Source organism: Streptomyces sp. NPDC049813 (assembly GCF_044465085.1).
Taxonomy (GTDB): Bacteria; Actinomycetota; Actinomycetes; order Streptomycetales; family Streptomycetaceae; genus Streptomyces.
Map to the genome: position 1 here is coordinate 74191 of NZ_JBITLI010000004.1, position 13981 is coordinate 88171.

The window sequence follows — 13981 nt, forward strand, 5'->3', positions numbered from 1 at the left end:
GGCGTTATCCCTTCACGGCGCCGGCGGTCAGACCCGCGGCCATCTTGCGCTGGACGAAGAGGAAGAGGATGACGATCGGCACGGCCATCATCGTCGAACCGGCCATCATCGGGGCGTACTCGGTGCCGTGCTTGGTCGTGAAGTTGGCGAGCCAGACGGTGGCCGTCTGGTGCTTCTGGCTCATCAGCATGAGGGCGTAGAGGTACTCGTTCCAGGCCTGGATGAAGCCGTAGACCGAGGTGGCGACCATGCCGGGGGCGAGCAGCGGGAAGACGACGCGGATGAAGGCGCCGGTGCGGGTGCAGCCGTCGACCTGGGCCGCCTCCTCCAGCTCCTTGGGGATGTTGACGATGAAGCCGCGCAGCGTCCACACGGTGAAGGGGAGGATGAAGGTCAGGTACGTGATGATGAGGCCGGTGAGCTTGTCGTACTGACCGAGGTCGTTCAGGAGCAGGAAGACCGGGATGATCATGGCGACGAGCGGCACCATCTGCACGGCGAGGATGGCGACGATGACGATCTTGCGACCGCGGAAGGCGAACCGGGAGATCGCGAGCGCGGCCAGCATGCCGACGGCGATGCCGATCACGACGACGACGAGCGAGACGACGAGGCTGCGGGCGACCGGCCCCCAGAAGTCCGCGATGTCCAGGGCGCGCCGGAAGTTGTCGAGGGTGAACCCGGTCGGCAGCAGGCTCGGATCGGGGTCGATGGCGTCCTTGGCGGGCTTGAACGCCGTGTTCACCATCCAGTAGACGGGGAAGCCGACGACCAGGAAGACGAGCAGGCCGAGAAGGTTCCAGCCGGCCCGGGATCTGCGGGGCCGGCGCACGGGCGCGGCGGGCACGCCGTTCGCGGCGGGGACCTTGGCGGGGGCGGTGGTGGCGGGGGCGCTCACTCGACCTCTCCGATCTTGAGCATCTGGCGCATGTAGACGGCGACGACGCCGAGCAGCAGGATCACCGTGAGCAGCGCGATGGCCGAGCCCTGGCTGTAGTCGTTGACCTGGAACGCCCGGTCGTAGGAGTAGGTGGTCAGCAGCTGGAACTCGTCCTCGGGGTGACCGTTGCGCATGACGAACACCTGCGGGAAGACGCCCATGTCCCAGATGACCGAGAGCGTCGCGAGCATCACGATGATGGGCTTGAGGATCGGCAGGGTGACGTAGCGGAAGACCTTCCAGGCGCCGGAGCCGTCCAGGCGTGCGGCCTCCTCCAGCTCCTTGGGCACCTGGGTCAGGCCCGCGCTGAGGGTGATCACGACGAACGGCACGGCTCCCCAGATCACCAGGAGCATGATGACGGCGAGCCCCTGGGGGCCGCTGGCGAACCAGTTGTGGCCGACCATCTCGACGCCGGGCAGTTTGCTCAGCAGGGCGTTGAGGACGCCGTAGTCGGAGTCGAAGAGCCACTTGAAGACGGTGGTCGCCACGATGATGGGCATGCCCCAGGTCGCCACCAGGGCGACGTTGATGAGCATCTTCACCCAGCCGGAGACCTTCTGCAGCAGCAGCGCGATCAGCATGCCGATGACCATCGTCAGGATCACCGCGCCGGCGGCGAAGACGATGGTGCGGACGACGACCTGCCAGAACTGGCTGTCGCCGAGGATCGCGGAGAAGTTGTCGAAGCCGACCGACTCGGGGTCCTGGAAGCCCCACAGCTGCGCCTGGCCGAACTTCTGGAAGGAGAGCGTGACCAGCCGGACCAGCGGGTAGCCGAGCACCAGGACAAGGATCAGCAGGCAGGGGGCGAGCAGCGCCCAGGGCGTCGCGGCCGAGCCGGCCGACCGCTTCTTGCGTGGCATCTGCGGGGGCACGCCTCCCCCATCGGACGACGGGGCCGGCCGCGCCGGCGGCATCTTGGCGGTCGTCGTGTCAGCGGCACTCATCCGCGCACTCCTCAGCGGTCCCTCAGGTTGTGCAAAGCAGCAAAGCCGAACAGGCGGCGGGACCCCGGCCCGGTGGGCGGGGTCCCGCGCTCAGGTCACTTGGTGTTGATGACCTTGTCGATCTTGGCGTCCGCTTCCTTCGCGGCGTCCGCGACCGACTTCTTGCCGGTGCCGATCGCCTGCAGCATGGTCTGCAGGACCTGGGCCTTCTCGACCTGGCCCCAGCCGGGAGCCATGGGGACGAACCAGTTGGACTCGGCGGCGGTCGCGGGGACCTCCGTCTTGGGGTCCGCCTTCATCGTCGCGAGGTCCGTCTTGTTGTTGGGCAGGTTGCCCTTGGCCATCAGGCCCTTCTGGCCCTTGGCACCGGTGAAGGCGTTGATCCACTCGGCGCTGAGCGCCTGCGCGTCCGACTTGACCGGGACGGCGAGGTCGGAGCCGCCGAGGAAGACGGGCATCGCCTTGCCGGACGGACCCGGCATGACGAAGTTCTCCAGGTTATCCTTGAGCTTGCCGGTCTTGTCGTTCTTCGGGTCGGCGGAGGTCGCGCCCTCCCAGGCCGCGCCGAAGATCATGTTCGACTTGCCCTGGCCGTAGACGATGTAGCGGTCGGACTCGTCCTTGGTCTTGTCACCGTGCATGTACTTGTCGATGACGTTCTTGAACTCGGTCAGCCCCTTCTGGGACTCCGGCGAGGAGAGGTTGGCCTTCCACGTGCCGCCCTCGTCCTTGGCGATGGAGCCGCCGGCGTCGTAGACGAAGGACATGGCCGCGTACCAGTCGCGGGTGGGCTGGAACCAGGCGTTGAACTTGTCACCCTGCTTCTTCTGGATCTTGTCCAGGTCGGCGGTGAGTTCCTTGTACGTCTTCGGCGTCGTCTTGACCCCGGAGGCGGACGCGATGTCCTTGCGCCAGGTCGCGATGCGGCCGCCGGCGTAGTACGGCACGCCGTAGGTCTTGCCGTCGTACGTCACCGAGGCCTTGAGGCCGTCGAGCCACTGGTCGGAGTTCTCGAACTTAGCCGTGTCCAGGGGGGCCAGGGCACCCTTGACCATGTAGCTGAGCATCTCGGTGTTGCCCATCTCGACCACGTCCGGCACCTTGTCGGTGGCGAGGACGGCGTCGAGCTTGGCGGGCTTGTCCGGCCAGCCGTAGTACTCGTGGTTGATCTTCACGCCGGGGTGCTTCTTCTTGACCGCGGCGTCCGCGGCCTTGACCAGCTCCGGCCAGTTGTTCTGGGCGTCGACCGTCAGCCAGACGGTCAGCTCCTTGGCGTCCGCCCCCGCGTTACCGGACTTGTCGTCACTGTCGCCACACGCCGCGACCGAGACCATCATGCCCGCGATACCCATTGCCGCTATCAGCTTGCGCTTCACGTCACCCTCCTCAGGGATGCCAGCAACCCCCCCACCCACAGCGACGCATACGACGAGTAGTGCACCTGGGGACTGGGACCCGGTCTAGGTTTAATGGTTTAGACCAGTACCCGGAGCTTGGCCCAGACCAATAGACGTGTCAAGGGTGGCCGAGAAAGGTCCCGGCGTCCGTTACAGGAACGACACCGACCCGATGGCACAAGGGTGTTGAGCCCCTCGGGGAAGCGCTCCCATAACCGGGTGCGTGGACTAGACCAGGCCGTCACCGGACGGTATAAGAAGGGATCACGGAGCGTACGGGGAGTCCCCCGCGACGAGCCGTGCCACGATGTGAGCCGTGGCCGATGGGTAGGTCGGCCGCATCGGCACCGAAGCCGGGAAGGCGGAGCATGAGTACCGATGTGAGCAGTGCGGAGAACGAGAGCGGGGCACCCGTCCGCACCGCACGCGTGCCCAAGTACTACCGCCTCAAGAAGCATCTGCTCGACATGACGGAGACGCTGCCGCCGGGCACCCCGGTGCCGCCGGAGCGCACGCTCGCCGCCGAGTTCGACACCTCGCGCACCACCGTCCGCCAGGCGCTCCAGGAGCTGGTCGTCGAGGGCCGCCTGGAGCGCATCCAGGGCAAGGGCACCTTCGTCGCCAAGCCCAAGGTCTCCCAGGCGCTGCAACTGACCTCGTACACCGAGGACATGCGGGCGCAGGGCCTGGAGCCGACCTCCCAACTGCTCGACATCGGGTACGTCACCGCGGACGACACCCTCGCCGGGCTGCTCGACATCTCCGCCGGCGGCCGCGTGCTGCGCATCGAGCGGCTGCGCCTGGCCAGCGGCGAGCCGATGGCCATCGAGACCACGCACCTGTCGGCCAAGCGCTTCCCGGCGCTGCGCCGCTCGCTCGTCAAGTACACCTCTCTCTACACGGCGCTCGCCGAGGTCTACGACGTCCACCTCGCCGAGGCCGAGGAGACCATCGAGACGTCGCTGGCCACGCCGCGCGAGGCCGGGCTGCTCGGCACCGACGTGGGCCTGCCGATGCTGATGCTCTCCCGCCACTCGATCGACGGGTCGGCCCAGCCGGTGGAGTGGGTGCGCTCGGTCTACCGGGGCGACCGCTACAAGTTCGTGGCGCGGCTCAAGCGCCCGATGGACTGACGCCGGGGAACGACAACCGGAAGAGGCTCGTCCGTTATCCGGACAGGGGTTCCATAGATCAAGACTCTCGCCTAGATTTCCCGCACGTTAAACGTGAGATAAGTGGGACCAGCGAGGGGACGGAACCCGACATGCCCGATGCGCCAAAAGGTGCGCCACGCGCGCAAGAAGTGGGGAGACCGGTGGTGACACCGGTCCGCGTCGTGATCGGGCTCTGCCTGGTCGCTCCGTTCGTGGCGATGCTCTGGGTCGGCTCCTACGCCAAGATCGACCCGACCTTCATCGGCATCCCGTTCTTCTACTGGTACCAGATGCTCTGGGTGCTCGTCTCGACCGGACTGACGATGATCGCGTACAAGCTGTGGCAGCGTGACCAGCGCGGCCGCAAGGCCGCCGCGACGACTCCGGGGAGCCCGCGATGAACGGTGGCGTCAACGGTGTCGCGCTCACCGTCTTCATCTTCTTCTTCCTGGCCGTCACGGTCATGGGCTTCCTCGCCGCGCGCTGGCGCCGCTCCGAGAGCGACTCGCTCGACGAATGGGGCCTGGGCGGCCGCTCGTTCGGCACCTGGATCACCTGGTTCCTGCTCGGCGGCGACCTCTACACGGCGTACACCTTCGTCGCCGTCCCCGCGGCGATCTACGCGGCGGGCGCGTCCGGCTTCTTCGCCGTGCCCTACACGATCCTGGTCTACCCGCTGATCTTCACGTTCCTGCCGCGCCTGTGGTCGGTCTCGCACAAGCACGGGTACGTGACCACGTCCGACTTCGTGCGCGGCCGCTTCGGCTCGAAGGGCCTGTCGCTGGCCGTCGCGATCACCGGCATCCTCGCCACGATGCCCTACATCGCACTCCAGCTGGTCGGCATCCAGGCCGTGCTCGACGTGATGGGCGTCGGCGGCGGCGAGAACACCAACTGGTTCGTCAAGGACCTGCCGCTGCTCATCGCCTTCGGCGTGCTCGCGGCCTACACCTACTCCTCGGGCCTGCGGGCCCCGGCGCTGATCGCGTTCGTCAAGGACGGCCTGATCTACCTCGTCATCCTGGTCGCCATCATCTACATCCCGATCAAGCTCGGCGGCTTCGACGACATCTTCGCCGCGGCCGGCAAGAAGTTCGAGCAGCTGAATCCGAAGACCGGGCAACCGATCGGCGCCCTCGCGCCCGGTGAGGCGGGCCACTGGACCTACGCGACCCTGGCGCTCGGCTCGGCGCTCGCGCTGTTCATGTACCCGCACTCGATCACGGCGACCCTGTCGTCCAAGAGCCGCAACGTGATCCGCCGCAACACCACGATCCTGCCGCTCTACTCGCTCATGCTGGGCCTGCTGGCGCTGCTCGGGTTCATGGCGATCGCGGCCGGGATCAAGGTGCAGAACGGCCAGCTGGCGATCCCGCAGCTCTTCGAGGACATGTTCCCCGACTGGTTCACGGGGGTCGCGTTCGCGGCCATCGGCATCGGCGCGCTGGTCCCGGCGGCGATCATGTCCATCGCCGCGGCGAACCTCTTCACGCGCAACATCTACAAGGACTTCATCAAGCCCGACGCGACCCCGGCGCAGGAGACCAAGGTCTCCAAGCTCGTCTCGCTGCTGGTGAAGGTCGGCGCGCTCGTCTTCGTCCTCACCATGGACAAGACCGTCGCCATCAACTTCCAGCTGCTCGGCGGCATCTGGATCCTGCAGTCCATGCCCGCCCTGGTCGGCGGCCTGTTCACCCGCTGGTTCCACCGGTGGGCGCTGCTCGCCGGCTGGGCGGTCGGCATGGTCTACGGCACGCTCGCCGCGTACGGGGTGGCCTCGCCCACCCAGGCGCACTTCGGCGGCTCCTCAAAGGAGATCCCCGGCATCGGGGAGATCGGCTACATCGGTCTGACGGCGTTCGTGATGAACGTGGTCGTGACCGTGGTCCTCACCTTCGTCCTGAACGCCGTGAAGGCCCCTGCGGGCGTCGACGAGACGTCCCCCGGGGACTACACCGCCGACGCCGGCGACGAGGGCGTACAGCAGGACCTGCCCGTCGTCGGGGCGGGCGGTCACTAGCCGCGGGCATGCTCGACCGACGGGCCCCTCCCACGCGGGAGGGGCCCGTCCTCGTGTTCCGGGCACCCCGGCGGGGAGGCGCTCGCGACACCGCGCCGACACAAGATATGGGGCTGCCGCGAACACCCAGCACAACATGTATGCTCGCTCTCGCTGCAGCCGCAGGGGAATCCGGTGCAAATCCGGAACTGTCCCGCAACGGTGAACGTACGCACCCATAAGGGTGTTCGCGTGAGTCCGACGACCTGTCGCAGCCCACCCGGACCGTCCGGCCCAGGTGGACAGACGTCCGGGCCTCGCGGAATGGGCCGGTGACGAAGGCGCCCCCCTGTATGCGCGCCCGAGCCACTCCTCCCCGCAGGCCTCGAGCCGAGCGAGGGAGAGCCCCCACGTGACCATCGCGCCGCCCGCCGAACCGGTTGCCGCCGCACCGGACGACGCTCCGGGCACCGCCCTGCTGCGCACCCTGACCGAGCTGACCGCCGATCTCCCCGGCACCGACGCCGGCCGGGTCGCCGCCGCCGCGCTGCGCGGCCGCAGTGCCCGCGCCGACGCGGCCGAGCTGCGCGAACTCGCCACCGAGGCCGCGGCCGGGCTGATCTCCGACGACCCGGTCTACTCCCGGCTCGCCGCCCGGCTGCTCACGCTCTCCATCGCCGCGGAGGCCGCCTCGCAGGGCGTCACCTCCTTCACCGGCTCCGTCGCGGCCGGCCACCGCGAGGGGCTGATCGCCGACCGCACCGCCGCGTTCGTGCGCACCCACGCGGCCCGGCTCGACGCGCTCGTCGACCCCGCGGCCGACGACCGGTTCGGCTACTTCGGCCTGCGCACGCTGCACAGCCGCTACCTGCTGCGCCACCCGATCACCCGGCACGTCATCGAGACCCCGCAGCACTTCATGCTGCGCGTCGCGGCGGGTCTCGCCGAGGACGACAGCGCCCACGCGCTGGACGAAGTGGCGGCCCTCTACGGCCTGATGAGCCGCCTGGACTACCTGCCCTCCTCCCCCACCCTCTTCAACTCCGGCACCCGCCACCCCCAGATGTCGAGCTGCTACCTGCTCGACTCCCCGCTGGACGAGCTGGACTCGATCTACGACCGCTACCACCAGGTGGCCCGCCTCTCCAAGCACGCCGGTGGCATCGGGCTCTCCTACTCCCGCATCCGCAGCCGGGGTTCGCTGATCCGCGGCACGAACGGGCACTCCAACGGCATCGTGCCGTTCCTGAAGACCCTCGACGCGTCGGTCGCCGCCGTGAACCAGGGCGGGCGGCGCAAGGGCGCGGCCGCGGTCTACCTGGAGACCTGGCACTCCGACATCGAGGAGTTCCTGGAGCTGCGCGACAACACCGGCGAGGACGCGCGGCGCACCCACAACCTGAACCTCGCGCACTGGATCCCCGACGAGTTCATGCGCCGCGTCGCCGACGGCGCCGACTGGTCGCTGTTCTCCCCGGCCGACGTGCCCGAGCTCGTCGACCTGTACGGCGCGGAGTTCGAGGCCGCCTACCGCCGCGCGGAGGCCGACGGCAAGGCCCTGCGGACGATCCCGGCCCGCGACCTGTACGGCCGCATGATGCGCACGCTCGCCCAGACCGGCAACGGCTGGATGACCTTCAAGGACGCCGCCAACCGCACCGCGGAGCCCGGCCACACCGTCCACTCCTCGAACCTGTGCACGGAGATCCTGGAGGTGACGGACGACGGCGAGACGGCCGTCTGCAACCTCGGCTCGGTCAACCTCGGGGCGTTCGTGGCCGACGGCACCATCGACTGGGAGCGACTCGACGAGGCCGTCCGCACCGCCGTCACCTTCCTCGACCGCGTCGTCGACATCAACTTCTACCCGACCGAGCAGGCGGGCCGCTCCAATGCCCGCTGGCGTCCGGTCGGCCTCGGCGCGATGGGCCTCCAAGACGTCTTCTTCAAGCTGCGGCTGCCCTTCGACTCCCCCGCGGCCAAGGCACTGTCCACGCGGATCCAGGAGCGGATCATGCTCGCCGCGTACGAGGCCTCCGCCGACCTCGCCGAGCGCCCCCAAGCGCCTTCGACAAGCTCCGGTGCAGGGGGGACCCCCATCGGCCCGCTGCCCGCCTGGGAGAAGACCCGCACCGCCCGCGGCGTCCTGCACCCCGACCACTACCCCGATGCCCAGGTGACCTGGCCGGAGCGGTGGGCCGCGCTGCGGGAACGTATCGCCGCCGTCGGCATGCGCAACTCGCTGCTGCTCGCCATCGCGCCGACCGCGACGATCGCCTCCATCGCGGGGGTCTACGAGTGCATCGAGCCGCAGGTCTCCAACCTGTTCAAGCGCGAGACGCTGTCCGGCGAGTTCCTCCAGGTCAACGCGTACCTGGTGGAGGACCTGAAGCGGCTCGGCGTGTGGGACGCGCAGACCCGGGAGGCGCTGCGCGAGTCCAACGGCTCGGTGCAGGGCTTCACCTGGGTGCCCGAGGAGATCCGCGCGCTGTACCGCACCGCGTGGGAGCTGCCGCAGCGCGGCCTCATCGACATGGCGGCGGCGCGCACCCCGTTCCTCGACCAGGCCCAGTCCCTGAACCTGTTCATGGAGACGCCGACCATCGGCAAGCTCTCCTCCATGTACGCGTACGCCTGGAAGTCCGGGCTGAAGACGACGTACTACCTGCGTTCGCGCCCCGCGACGCGGATCGCCCGCGCGGCGGGCCGCGCCGCCGTACCCGCCCAGACCGTGCCCGAGAGCGACGCGGTCGCCTGCTCCCTGGAAAACCCCGAGTCCTGCGAGGCCTGCCAGTAATGACGGACACCACCACCGAGAAGAACCTGCTCGACCCGGGCTTCGAGCTGACCCTGCGCCCCATGCGCTACCCGGACTTCTACGAGCGCTACCGGGACGCCATCAAGAACACCTGGACCGTGGAGGAGGTCGACCTCCACTCGGACGTCGCCGACCTCGCGAAGCTGTCGCCGGGCGAGCAGCACATGATCGGCCGGCTCGTCGCGTTCTTCGCGACCGGCGACTCGATCGTGGCGAACAACCTGGTCCTGACGCTGTACAAGCACATCAACTCCCCCGAGGCGCGGCTGTACCTCTCGCGCCAGCTCTTCGAGGAGGCCGTGCACGTCCAGTTCTATCTGACGCTGCTCGACACCTATCTCCCCGATCCTGAGGACCGGGCAGCGGCGTTCGCGGCGGTCGAGAACATCCCGTCCATCCGTGAGAAGGCCGAGTTCTGCTTCAGGTGGATGGACTCGGTGGAGAAGCTGGACCGGCTGGAGACCAAGGCGGACCGGCGCCGCTTCCTGCTGAACCTGATCTGCTTCGCGGCGTGCATCGAGGGCCTGTTCTTCTACGGCGCCTTCGCCTACGTCTACTGGTTCCGCTCGCGCGGGCTGCTGCACGGCCTGGCCACCGGCACCAACTGGGTCTTCCGGGACGAGACGATGCACATGTCGTTCGCCTTCGACGTGGTCGACACCGTCCGCAAGGAGGAGCCGGAGCTCTTCGACGACGCGCTGGAGCAGCAGGTCACCGACATGCTGCGGGAGGCGGTCGAGGCCGAGCTGCAGTTCGGGCGCGACCTGTGCGGCGAGGGGCTGCCGGGCATGAACACCGACTCGATGCGGCAGTACCTGGAGTGCGTCGCCGACCAGCGCCTGCAGCGGCTCGGCTTCGCGCCCGTCTACGGCTCCGAGAACCCCTTCTCCTTCATGGAGTTGCAGGGGGTCCAGGAGCTGACCAACTTCTTCGAGCGCCGGCCCTCGGCGTACCAGGTGGCGGTCGAGGGGTCGGTCGGCTTCGACGAGGACTTCTAGGCGGCGGGCCCGGACAGGGAGCCTAGGCGACCTTGGCGAACCCGGCGCGGCGGTCCTGGAGTCCGGCCTCCCGCGCCTGCCGGGCCTGCCGGATCTGCCGGTCGATCCGCCGGTCGTGGGCGGCCCCGTAGAGGGAGGGGGCGGCGAGGAGGAGGAAGACGAAGAGGACGGTGAGGTAGTTCATCGCTGTGTTCATGACTCAACTCTCCCGCCACCCGGCCGCCCGCGGCAGTGGCAGTCCTGTCACTGACCCTCGAATTCCTGCCAGGTCTGCGGCAGACTGGCAGGCATGCTGAAGAACGTGGCCGCAGTGCTGCTCGACGGTGTGCACCCCTTCGAACTCGGCGTCGTCTGCGAGGTGTTCGGCCTCGACCGCAGCGACGCCGGGCTGCCGGTGTACGACTTCGCCGTCGCCTCCACCGAGGGACCCGCGCTCACCACGCACGTGCCCGGGATGACCGTCTCGACCCCGTACGGCCTGGAGCGGCTCGACGAGGCCGAGCTGATCGCGATCCCCTCCGCGGGACGCCGCTTCGACCGCTACCCGCCGGAGCTGCTCGCCGCGCTGCGCCGGGCGGTCGACCGGGGCGCGCGGGTGCTGAGCCTGTGCGCGGGCGTCTTCGTGCTCGGGGAGGCCGGGCTCCTCGACGACCGCCGCTGCGCGGTGCACTGGCGGTACGCGCGCGAGCTGGCCGTCCGCTACCCGCGCACCCGGGTCGACCCCGACGTCCTCTACGTCGACGAGGGCCCGGTCATCACCTCCGCCGGGACGGCCGCGGGCATCGACGCGTGCCTGCACATCGTGCGCACCGCGCACGGCGCGGAGGTGGCCAACGCGATAGCCCGCCGCATGGTCGTGCCGCCGCACCGCGACGGCGGCCAGGCCCAGTACGTGGAGCGCCCACTGCCCGCCACGCGCTGCGACACCGTCGGCGAGGTGCTGGCCTGGATGGAGCGGAACCTGGACGTGCCGGTGACCGTCGAGGAGCTCGCGGCGCGGGCGCACATGTCGCCGCGCACCTTCGCGCGCCGCTTCCAGCAGGAGACGGGCACGACGCCCTACCGCTGGCTGCTGCGCCAGCGGGTGCTGTTCGCGCAGGAGCTGCTGGAGCGCACGGACGAGACGGTGGACGCCATCGCCTACCGCGCCGGGTTCGGCAACGCGGCGGCGATGCGGCACCAGTTCATGAAGGCGCTGGGCACGACGCCCAACGCCTTCCGGCGGACGTTCCGGGTCCGGCTGGCCGGCTGACGCCCGCTACTCCCGCGCCGCGCCCGGGCCGCGCGCCTCCACCCTGAGCAGGGCCCGCTTGGGCTGGAGCGTGATCCCTATGCGGGCGGAGCCGTCCGTGCGGGGGGTCGGAACCAGCCGCCACCGGGCCACCACCGTGCCCAGGATCACGGCCAGTTCGGCCATGCTGAAGTGGTCGCCCGGGCACTTGCGGTTGCCGACGCTGAAGGGCGCGTGCGCCGCGGGCGTGACGTCCCCGGCCCGCTCCGGCAGCCAGCGGTCGGGGTCGAACGCCAGGTGGTCGGTGAAGGCGCGCGGGTCCCGCTGCATGGCCAGTGGACTGTAGACGATGTCGGAACCGGCCGGAATGCGATAGCCACCGAGAACGGTGTCGACCACCGCCAGCCGGGTCAATATCCAGACAGCAGGCCGAATCCGCATGCATTCGGTGAGCAGATTCCGCATATATGCGAGTTTCTTGACGTCGTCGAAAGCGACCGGACGGCCGTCCGTCACGGATTCAACTTCCGCGGCCAACCGCCTTTCCTGCTCGGGGTGTTCGGCGAGAAGCTGGAAGACCCACGTCAGGGTCTTCGCGACATTCTCGGCACCGGCCACGACGAGAGAGACGACCTGATCGTGCACCTCCTGCTCGTTGACCGTTTCACCATTCTCGTCGCGGTCGTCGAGCAAAGCGGCGAGAAGGTCGCCCGGATTGCTTCCCGAGGCCCTTCGCTCGGCGATGATCTCGTCGACCAGCCGATGCAAATCGGCCAGCGCGCGCTCGAATCGCCTATTGGCCGCGGTCGGCATCCGGTACAGCGGCCCGAAGGAAAGGATCATCCTCCGGTACAGCCCCTCGAAGACGGTGTGCAGGGCGGCGCTCAGCCGGTCGGCCCGCTCGTCGACGGACTCGACCTGCAGGACGGAGCGGGCCACGATGCGCGTCGCCGTACGGAACACCTCGGCCGCGATGTCGACGGTCTGCCCCTCGGTCCACCGCCCGGCCATCGCCCGGGCCTCCTCCTCCATCACGGTCGCGTACTCGTGGATCTTCTCCATCCGGAACGCGGGCTGGATCGCGCGGCGCTGGCGCCGGTGCAGCGGCCCGTTGCTGGTCGCCACCCCCTTGCCGAGCAGGACCCCCATCGTCTCCCAGAGCGGGCCTCCGACCAGGAAGTCCGGGCTCTTGAGGAGGGTGGCGACCAGCTCGGGGTCGCAGACCGCGTAGGCCGTCTTCGGGCCCAGCTTCAGCCGGACCACCTCGCCGCCGTCCCGCAGCCGGGTGAGGAAGCCCAGCGGGTCGCGCAGCAGGTTCCAGGCGTGGCCCAGCACAGGGGCGCCGCCGGGCGCGAGCGGCGGCCGCCGCGGCGCGCGTCCGGCGTCCGGCGCCGGCTCCACCGGCAGGGTCGATCCGACGGTCATGCGCACTCACCCACCTGATCGGGATGGCCGGTCGTCTCGTCGTCGGTGACATAGGGCGGAGTCGCCCGGTCGTCCCAGCTGTCCACGGCGTAGCGTCCGGACTCGTGGTGGAACCAGTAGACGGAGCTGAACCAGTTCCGCATGTTTCCCACGCACAGCCGAAGCGCCCGTGCGAGTTCCTTTCCGTGCGGGCCGATATTCTCCGTGGCGACCGCGAGCCGCTCGACCTCCGCCTCCGCGGCGAGGAAATCCTCGATGGTTCCCTCGACCCGGCGGCGGACTTCCGCCACCGCTTCCCGCAGCGATAAACCCTCGTGTTTGATGAGGCTTATCCCGAGGTTGTGCAATTCTTCTCCCGCGAGTTCCTTGGGCAGCGAACAGAGGTCGTTGTACCAAGCGGCGAAATCCTGACAGGCGAGCGCCGCACGCTGAAAGGACTCGTTCTTCCGTACCCATGCGGGGAGTTCGAGTTGCGCCGCCGGCTCCAGCAGGTCGAGCCAGATCCAGTGCGCGAACGTATTCCTGCGCAGGGCTATGTATTCGTCGACGGTCGGAATGGTGCCGGTGACCCGGTTGTGGAACTCCTGGTCGTAGGCGTCGATCACCACGTGGAAGTGGCGGGCGAACCGCGCGTTCCACGTCGGGCTCAGCGAGCCGTAGAGCCGGCCGACGCTCTCCGCGAACCCCGCGACCACGGGATCCTTGTGGTGCAGGTGGAGGTGGGGGGCCTCGGTGGCCGCGTGGAGCTGGACGGCGAGCCGCCGCCAGCTTGCCGTCCGCCCGTGGATCACGTCGCGGTCGTGGCGGTCGTCCCAGACGAAGAACCACGCGCTGTAGTCGCAGATCGCGGCCAGCACGTCGTCGGGCGCACCTATGTAGTAGCCGGCCATCAAGTCCGTGTAGCACAGACCATCGGCATATTTAGCCACCTTGTCGGCGGGCATGAGGCGCTTTTCGAGCAGCCAGGAACGCGTCCCCTCCTGGAGCTTCGGCCAATAGGGGTGCAGATTGCGAGGGAACGCGTCCTCGATCACTGGTAGCGCCAGCGCCGGTGGGACCGCTGTCTTCG

General features: G+C 68.9%; 12 protein-coding genes and 1 riboswitch. Of the genes, 6 read left to right on the plus strand and 6 right to left on the minus strand.

Features of this window, described 5'->3' with window-relative positions; translation table 11 throughout:
- Nucleotides 1-4: 4 nt before the first annotated feature.
- The 3 genes from ACIBW6_RS10755 to ACIBW6_RS10765 all read right to left on the minus strand — a co-directional run bounded on the left by ACIBW6_RS10755 (nt 5) and on the right by ACIBW6_RS10765 (nt 3266).
- Complete coding sequence (locus ACIBW6_RS10755; protein WP_399059276.1) at nt 5-847, minus strand: carbohydrate ABC transporter permease; 843 nt, start codon at nt 845-847, stop codon at nt 5-7.
- 47 nt (nt 848-894) lie between these two features.
- Nucleotides 895-1890, minus strand: a complete 996-nt coding sequence (locus ACIBW6_RS10760) for a carbohydrate ABC transporter permease (RefSeq protein ID WP_399058901.1) — start codon at nt 1888-1890, stop codon at nt 895-897.
- Between the two features lie 95 nt (nt 1891-1985).
- Entirely contained in the window at nt 1986-3266 is a 1281-nt protein-coding gene (locus ACIBW6_RS10765) for an extracellular solute-binding protein (RefSeq protein WP_399058902.1), read from the minus strand.
- A 389-nt stretch (nt 3267-3655) separates the two neighbouring features.
- On the opposite strand from ACIBW6_RS10765, the gene ACIBW6_RS10770 reads away from it, so the two are divergent.
- The 5 genes from ACIBW6_RS10770 to ACIBW6_RS10790 all read left to right on the plus strand — a co-directional run bounded on the left by ACIBW6_RS10770 (nt 3656) and on the right by ACIBW6_RS10790 (nt 10256).
- Nucleotides 3656-4420 carry a GntR family transcriptional regulator gene (locus ACIBW6_RS10770; RefSeq protein WP_398198808.1) on the plus strand — a complete coding sequence of 255 codons (765 nt, stop codon included), beginning with the start codon at nt 3656-3658 and terminating at the stop codon, nt 4418-4420.
- Nucleotides 4421-4551: 131 nt separating this feature from the next.
- Nucleotides 4552-4842: a DUF3311 domain-containing protein gene (locus tag ACIBW6_RS10775; protein ID WP_399058903.1), complete on the plus strand. Its 291-nt coding sequence runs from the start codon at nt 4552-4554 to the stop codon at nt 4840-4842.
- Nucleotides 4839-6461 (plus strand): monocarboxylate uptake permease MctP, encoded by a 1623-nt coding sequence (gene mctP / locus ACIBW6_RS10780; RefSeq protein ID WP_399058904.1) that lies wholly within the window; start codon nt 4839-4841, stop codon nt 6459-6461. Before ACIBW6_RS10775 ends, mctP begins: the two co-directional genes overlap by 4 nt.
- A 124-nt stretch (nt 6462-6585) precedes the next feature.
- Nucleotides 6586-6729: riboswitch (cobalamin riboswitch) on the plus strand.
- A 123-nt stretch (nt 6730-6852) separates the two neighbouring features.
- Nucleotides 6853-9237, plus strand: a complete 2385-nt coding sequence (locus tag ACIBW6_RS10785; protein WP_399058905.1) for a ribonucleoside-diphosphate reductase subunit alpha — start codon at nt 6853-6855, stop codon at nt 9235-9237.
- The gene (locus tag ACIBW6_RS10790; protein WP_399058906.1) at nt 9237-10256 is read left to right on the plus strand and encodes a ribonucleotide-diphosphate reductase subunit beta; all 1020 of its coding nucleotides are present in this window, start codon (nt 9237-9239) and stop codon (nt 10254-10256) included. Before ACIBW6_RS10785 ends, ACIBW6_RS10790 begins: the two co-directional genes overlap by 1 nt.
- Before the next feature lie 22 nt (nt 10257-10278).
- Here the strand turns inward: ACIBW6_RS10790 and ACIBW6_RS10795 are convergent, their stop codons facing one another.
- Complete coding sequence (locus ACIBW6_RS10795) at nt 10279-10452, minus strand: hypothetical protein (RefSeq protein ID WP_399058907.1); 174 nt, start codon at nt 10450-10452, stop codon at nt 10279-10281.
- 93 nt (nt 10453-10545) lie between these two features.
- On the opposite strand from ACIBW6_RS10795, the gene ACIBW6_RS10800 reads away from it, so the two are divergent.
- Nucleotides 10546-11508, plus strand: a complete 963-nt coding sequence (locus tag ACIBW6_RS10800; RefSeq protein WP_399058908.1) for a GlxA family transcriptional regulator — start codon at nt 10546-10548, stop codon at nt 11506-11508.
- 6 nt (nt 11509-11514) lie between these two features.
- Here the strand turns inward: ACIBW6_RS10800 and ACIBW6_RS10805 are convergent, their stop codons facing one another.
- Nucleotides 11515-12912 (minus strand): cytochrome P450, encoded by a 1398-nt coding sequence (locus tag ACIBW6_RS10805; RefSeq protein ID WP_399058909.1) that lies wholly within the window; start codon nt 12910-12912, stop codon nt 11515-11517.
- Nucleotides 12909-13946, minus strand: coding sequence for a multidrug MFS transporter (locus ACIBW6_RS10810; protein WP_399058910.1), 1038 nt, complete (start codon nt 13944-13946; stop codon nt 12909-12911). The genes ACIBW6_RS10805 and ACIBW6_RS10810 overlap by 4 nt, the downstream gene beginning before the upstream one ends.
- Nucleotides 13947-13981: the final 35 nt, after the last annotated feature.

Bases quoted from the DNA above. Each gene is read 5' to 3' on its own strand.
- ACIBW6_RS10800 (WP_399058908.1), top strand. From the start codon at position 10,546: ATGCTGAAGAACGTGGCCGCAGTGCTGCTCGACGGTGTGCACCCCTTC.
- ACIBW6_RS10805 (WP_399058909.1), bottom strand. From the start codon at position 12,912: ATGACCGTCGGATCGACCCTGCCGGTGGAGCCGGCGCCGGACGCCGGA.
- ACIBW6_RS10770 (WP_398198808.1), top strand. From the start codon at position 3,656: ATGAGTACCGATGTGAGCAGTGCGGAGAACGAGAGCGGGGCACCCGTC.
- ACIBW6_RS10775 (WP_399058903.1), top strand. From the start codon at position 4,552: ATGCCCGATGCGCCAAAAGGTGCGCCACGCGCGCAAGAAGTGGGGAGA.
- ACIBW6_RS10760 (WP_399058901.1), bottom strand. From the start codon at position 1,890: ATGAGTGCCGCTGACACGACGACCGCCAAGATGCCGCCGGCGCGGCCG.
- ACIBW6_RS10795 (WP_399058907.1), bottom strand. From the start codon at position 10,452: ATGAACACAGCGATGAACTACCTCACCGTCCTCTTCGTCTTCCTCCTC.
- mctP (WP_399058904.1), top strand. From the start codon at position 4,839: ATGAACGGTGGCGTCAACGGTGTCGCGCTCACCGTCTTCATCTTCTTC.
- ACIBW6_RS10790 (WP_399058906.1), top strand. From the start codon at position 9,237: ATGACGGACACCACCACCGAGAAGAACCTGCTCGACCCGGGCTTCGAG.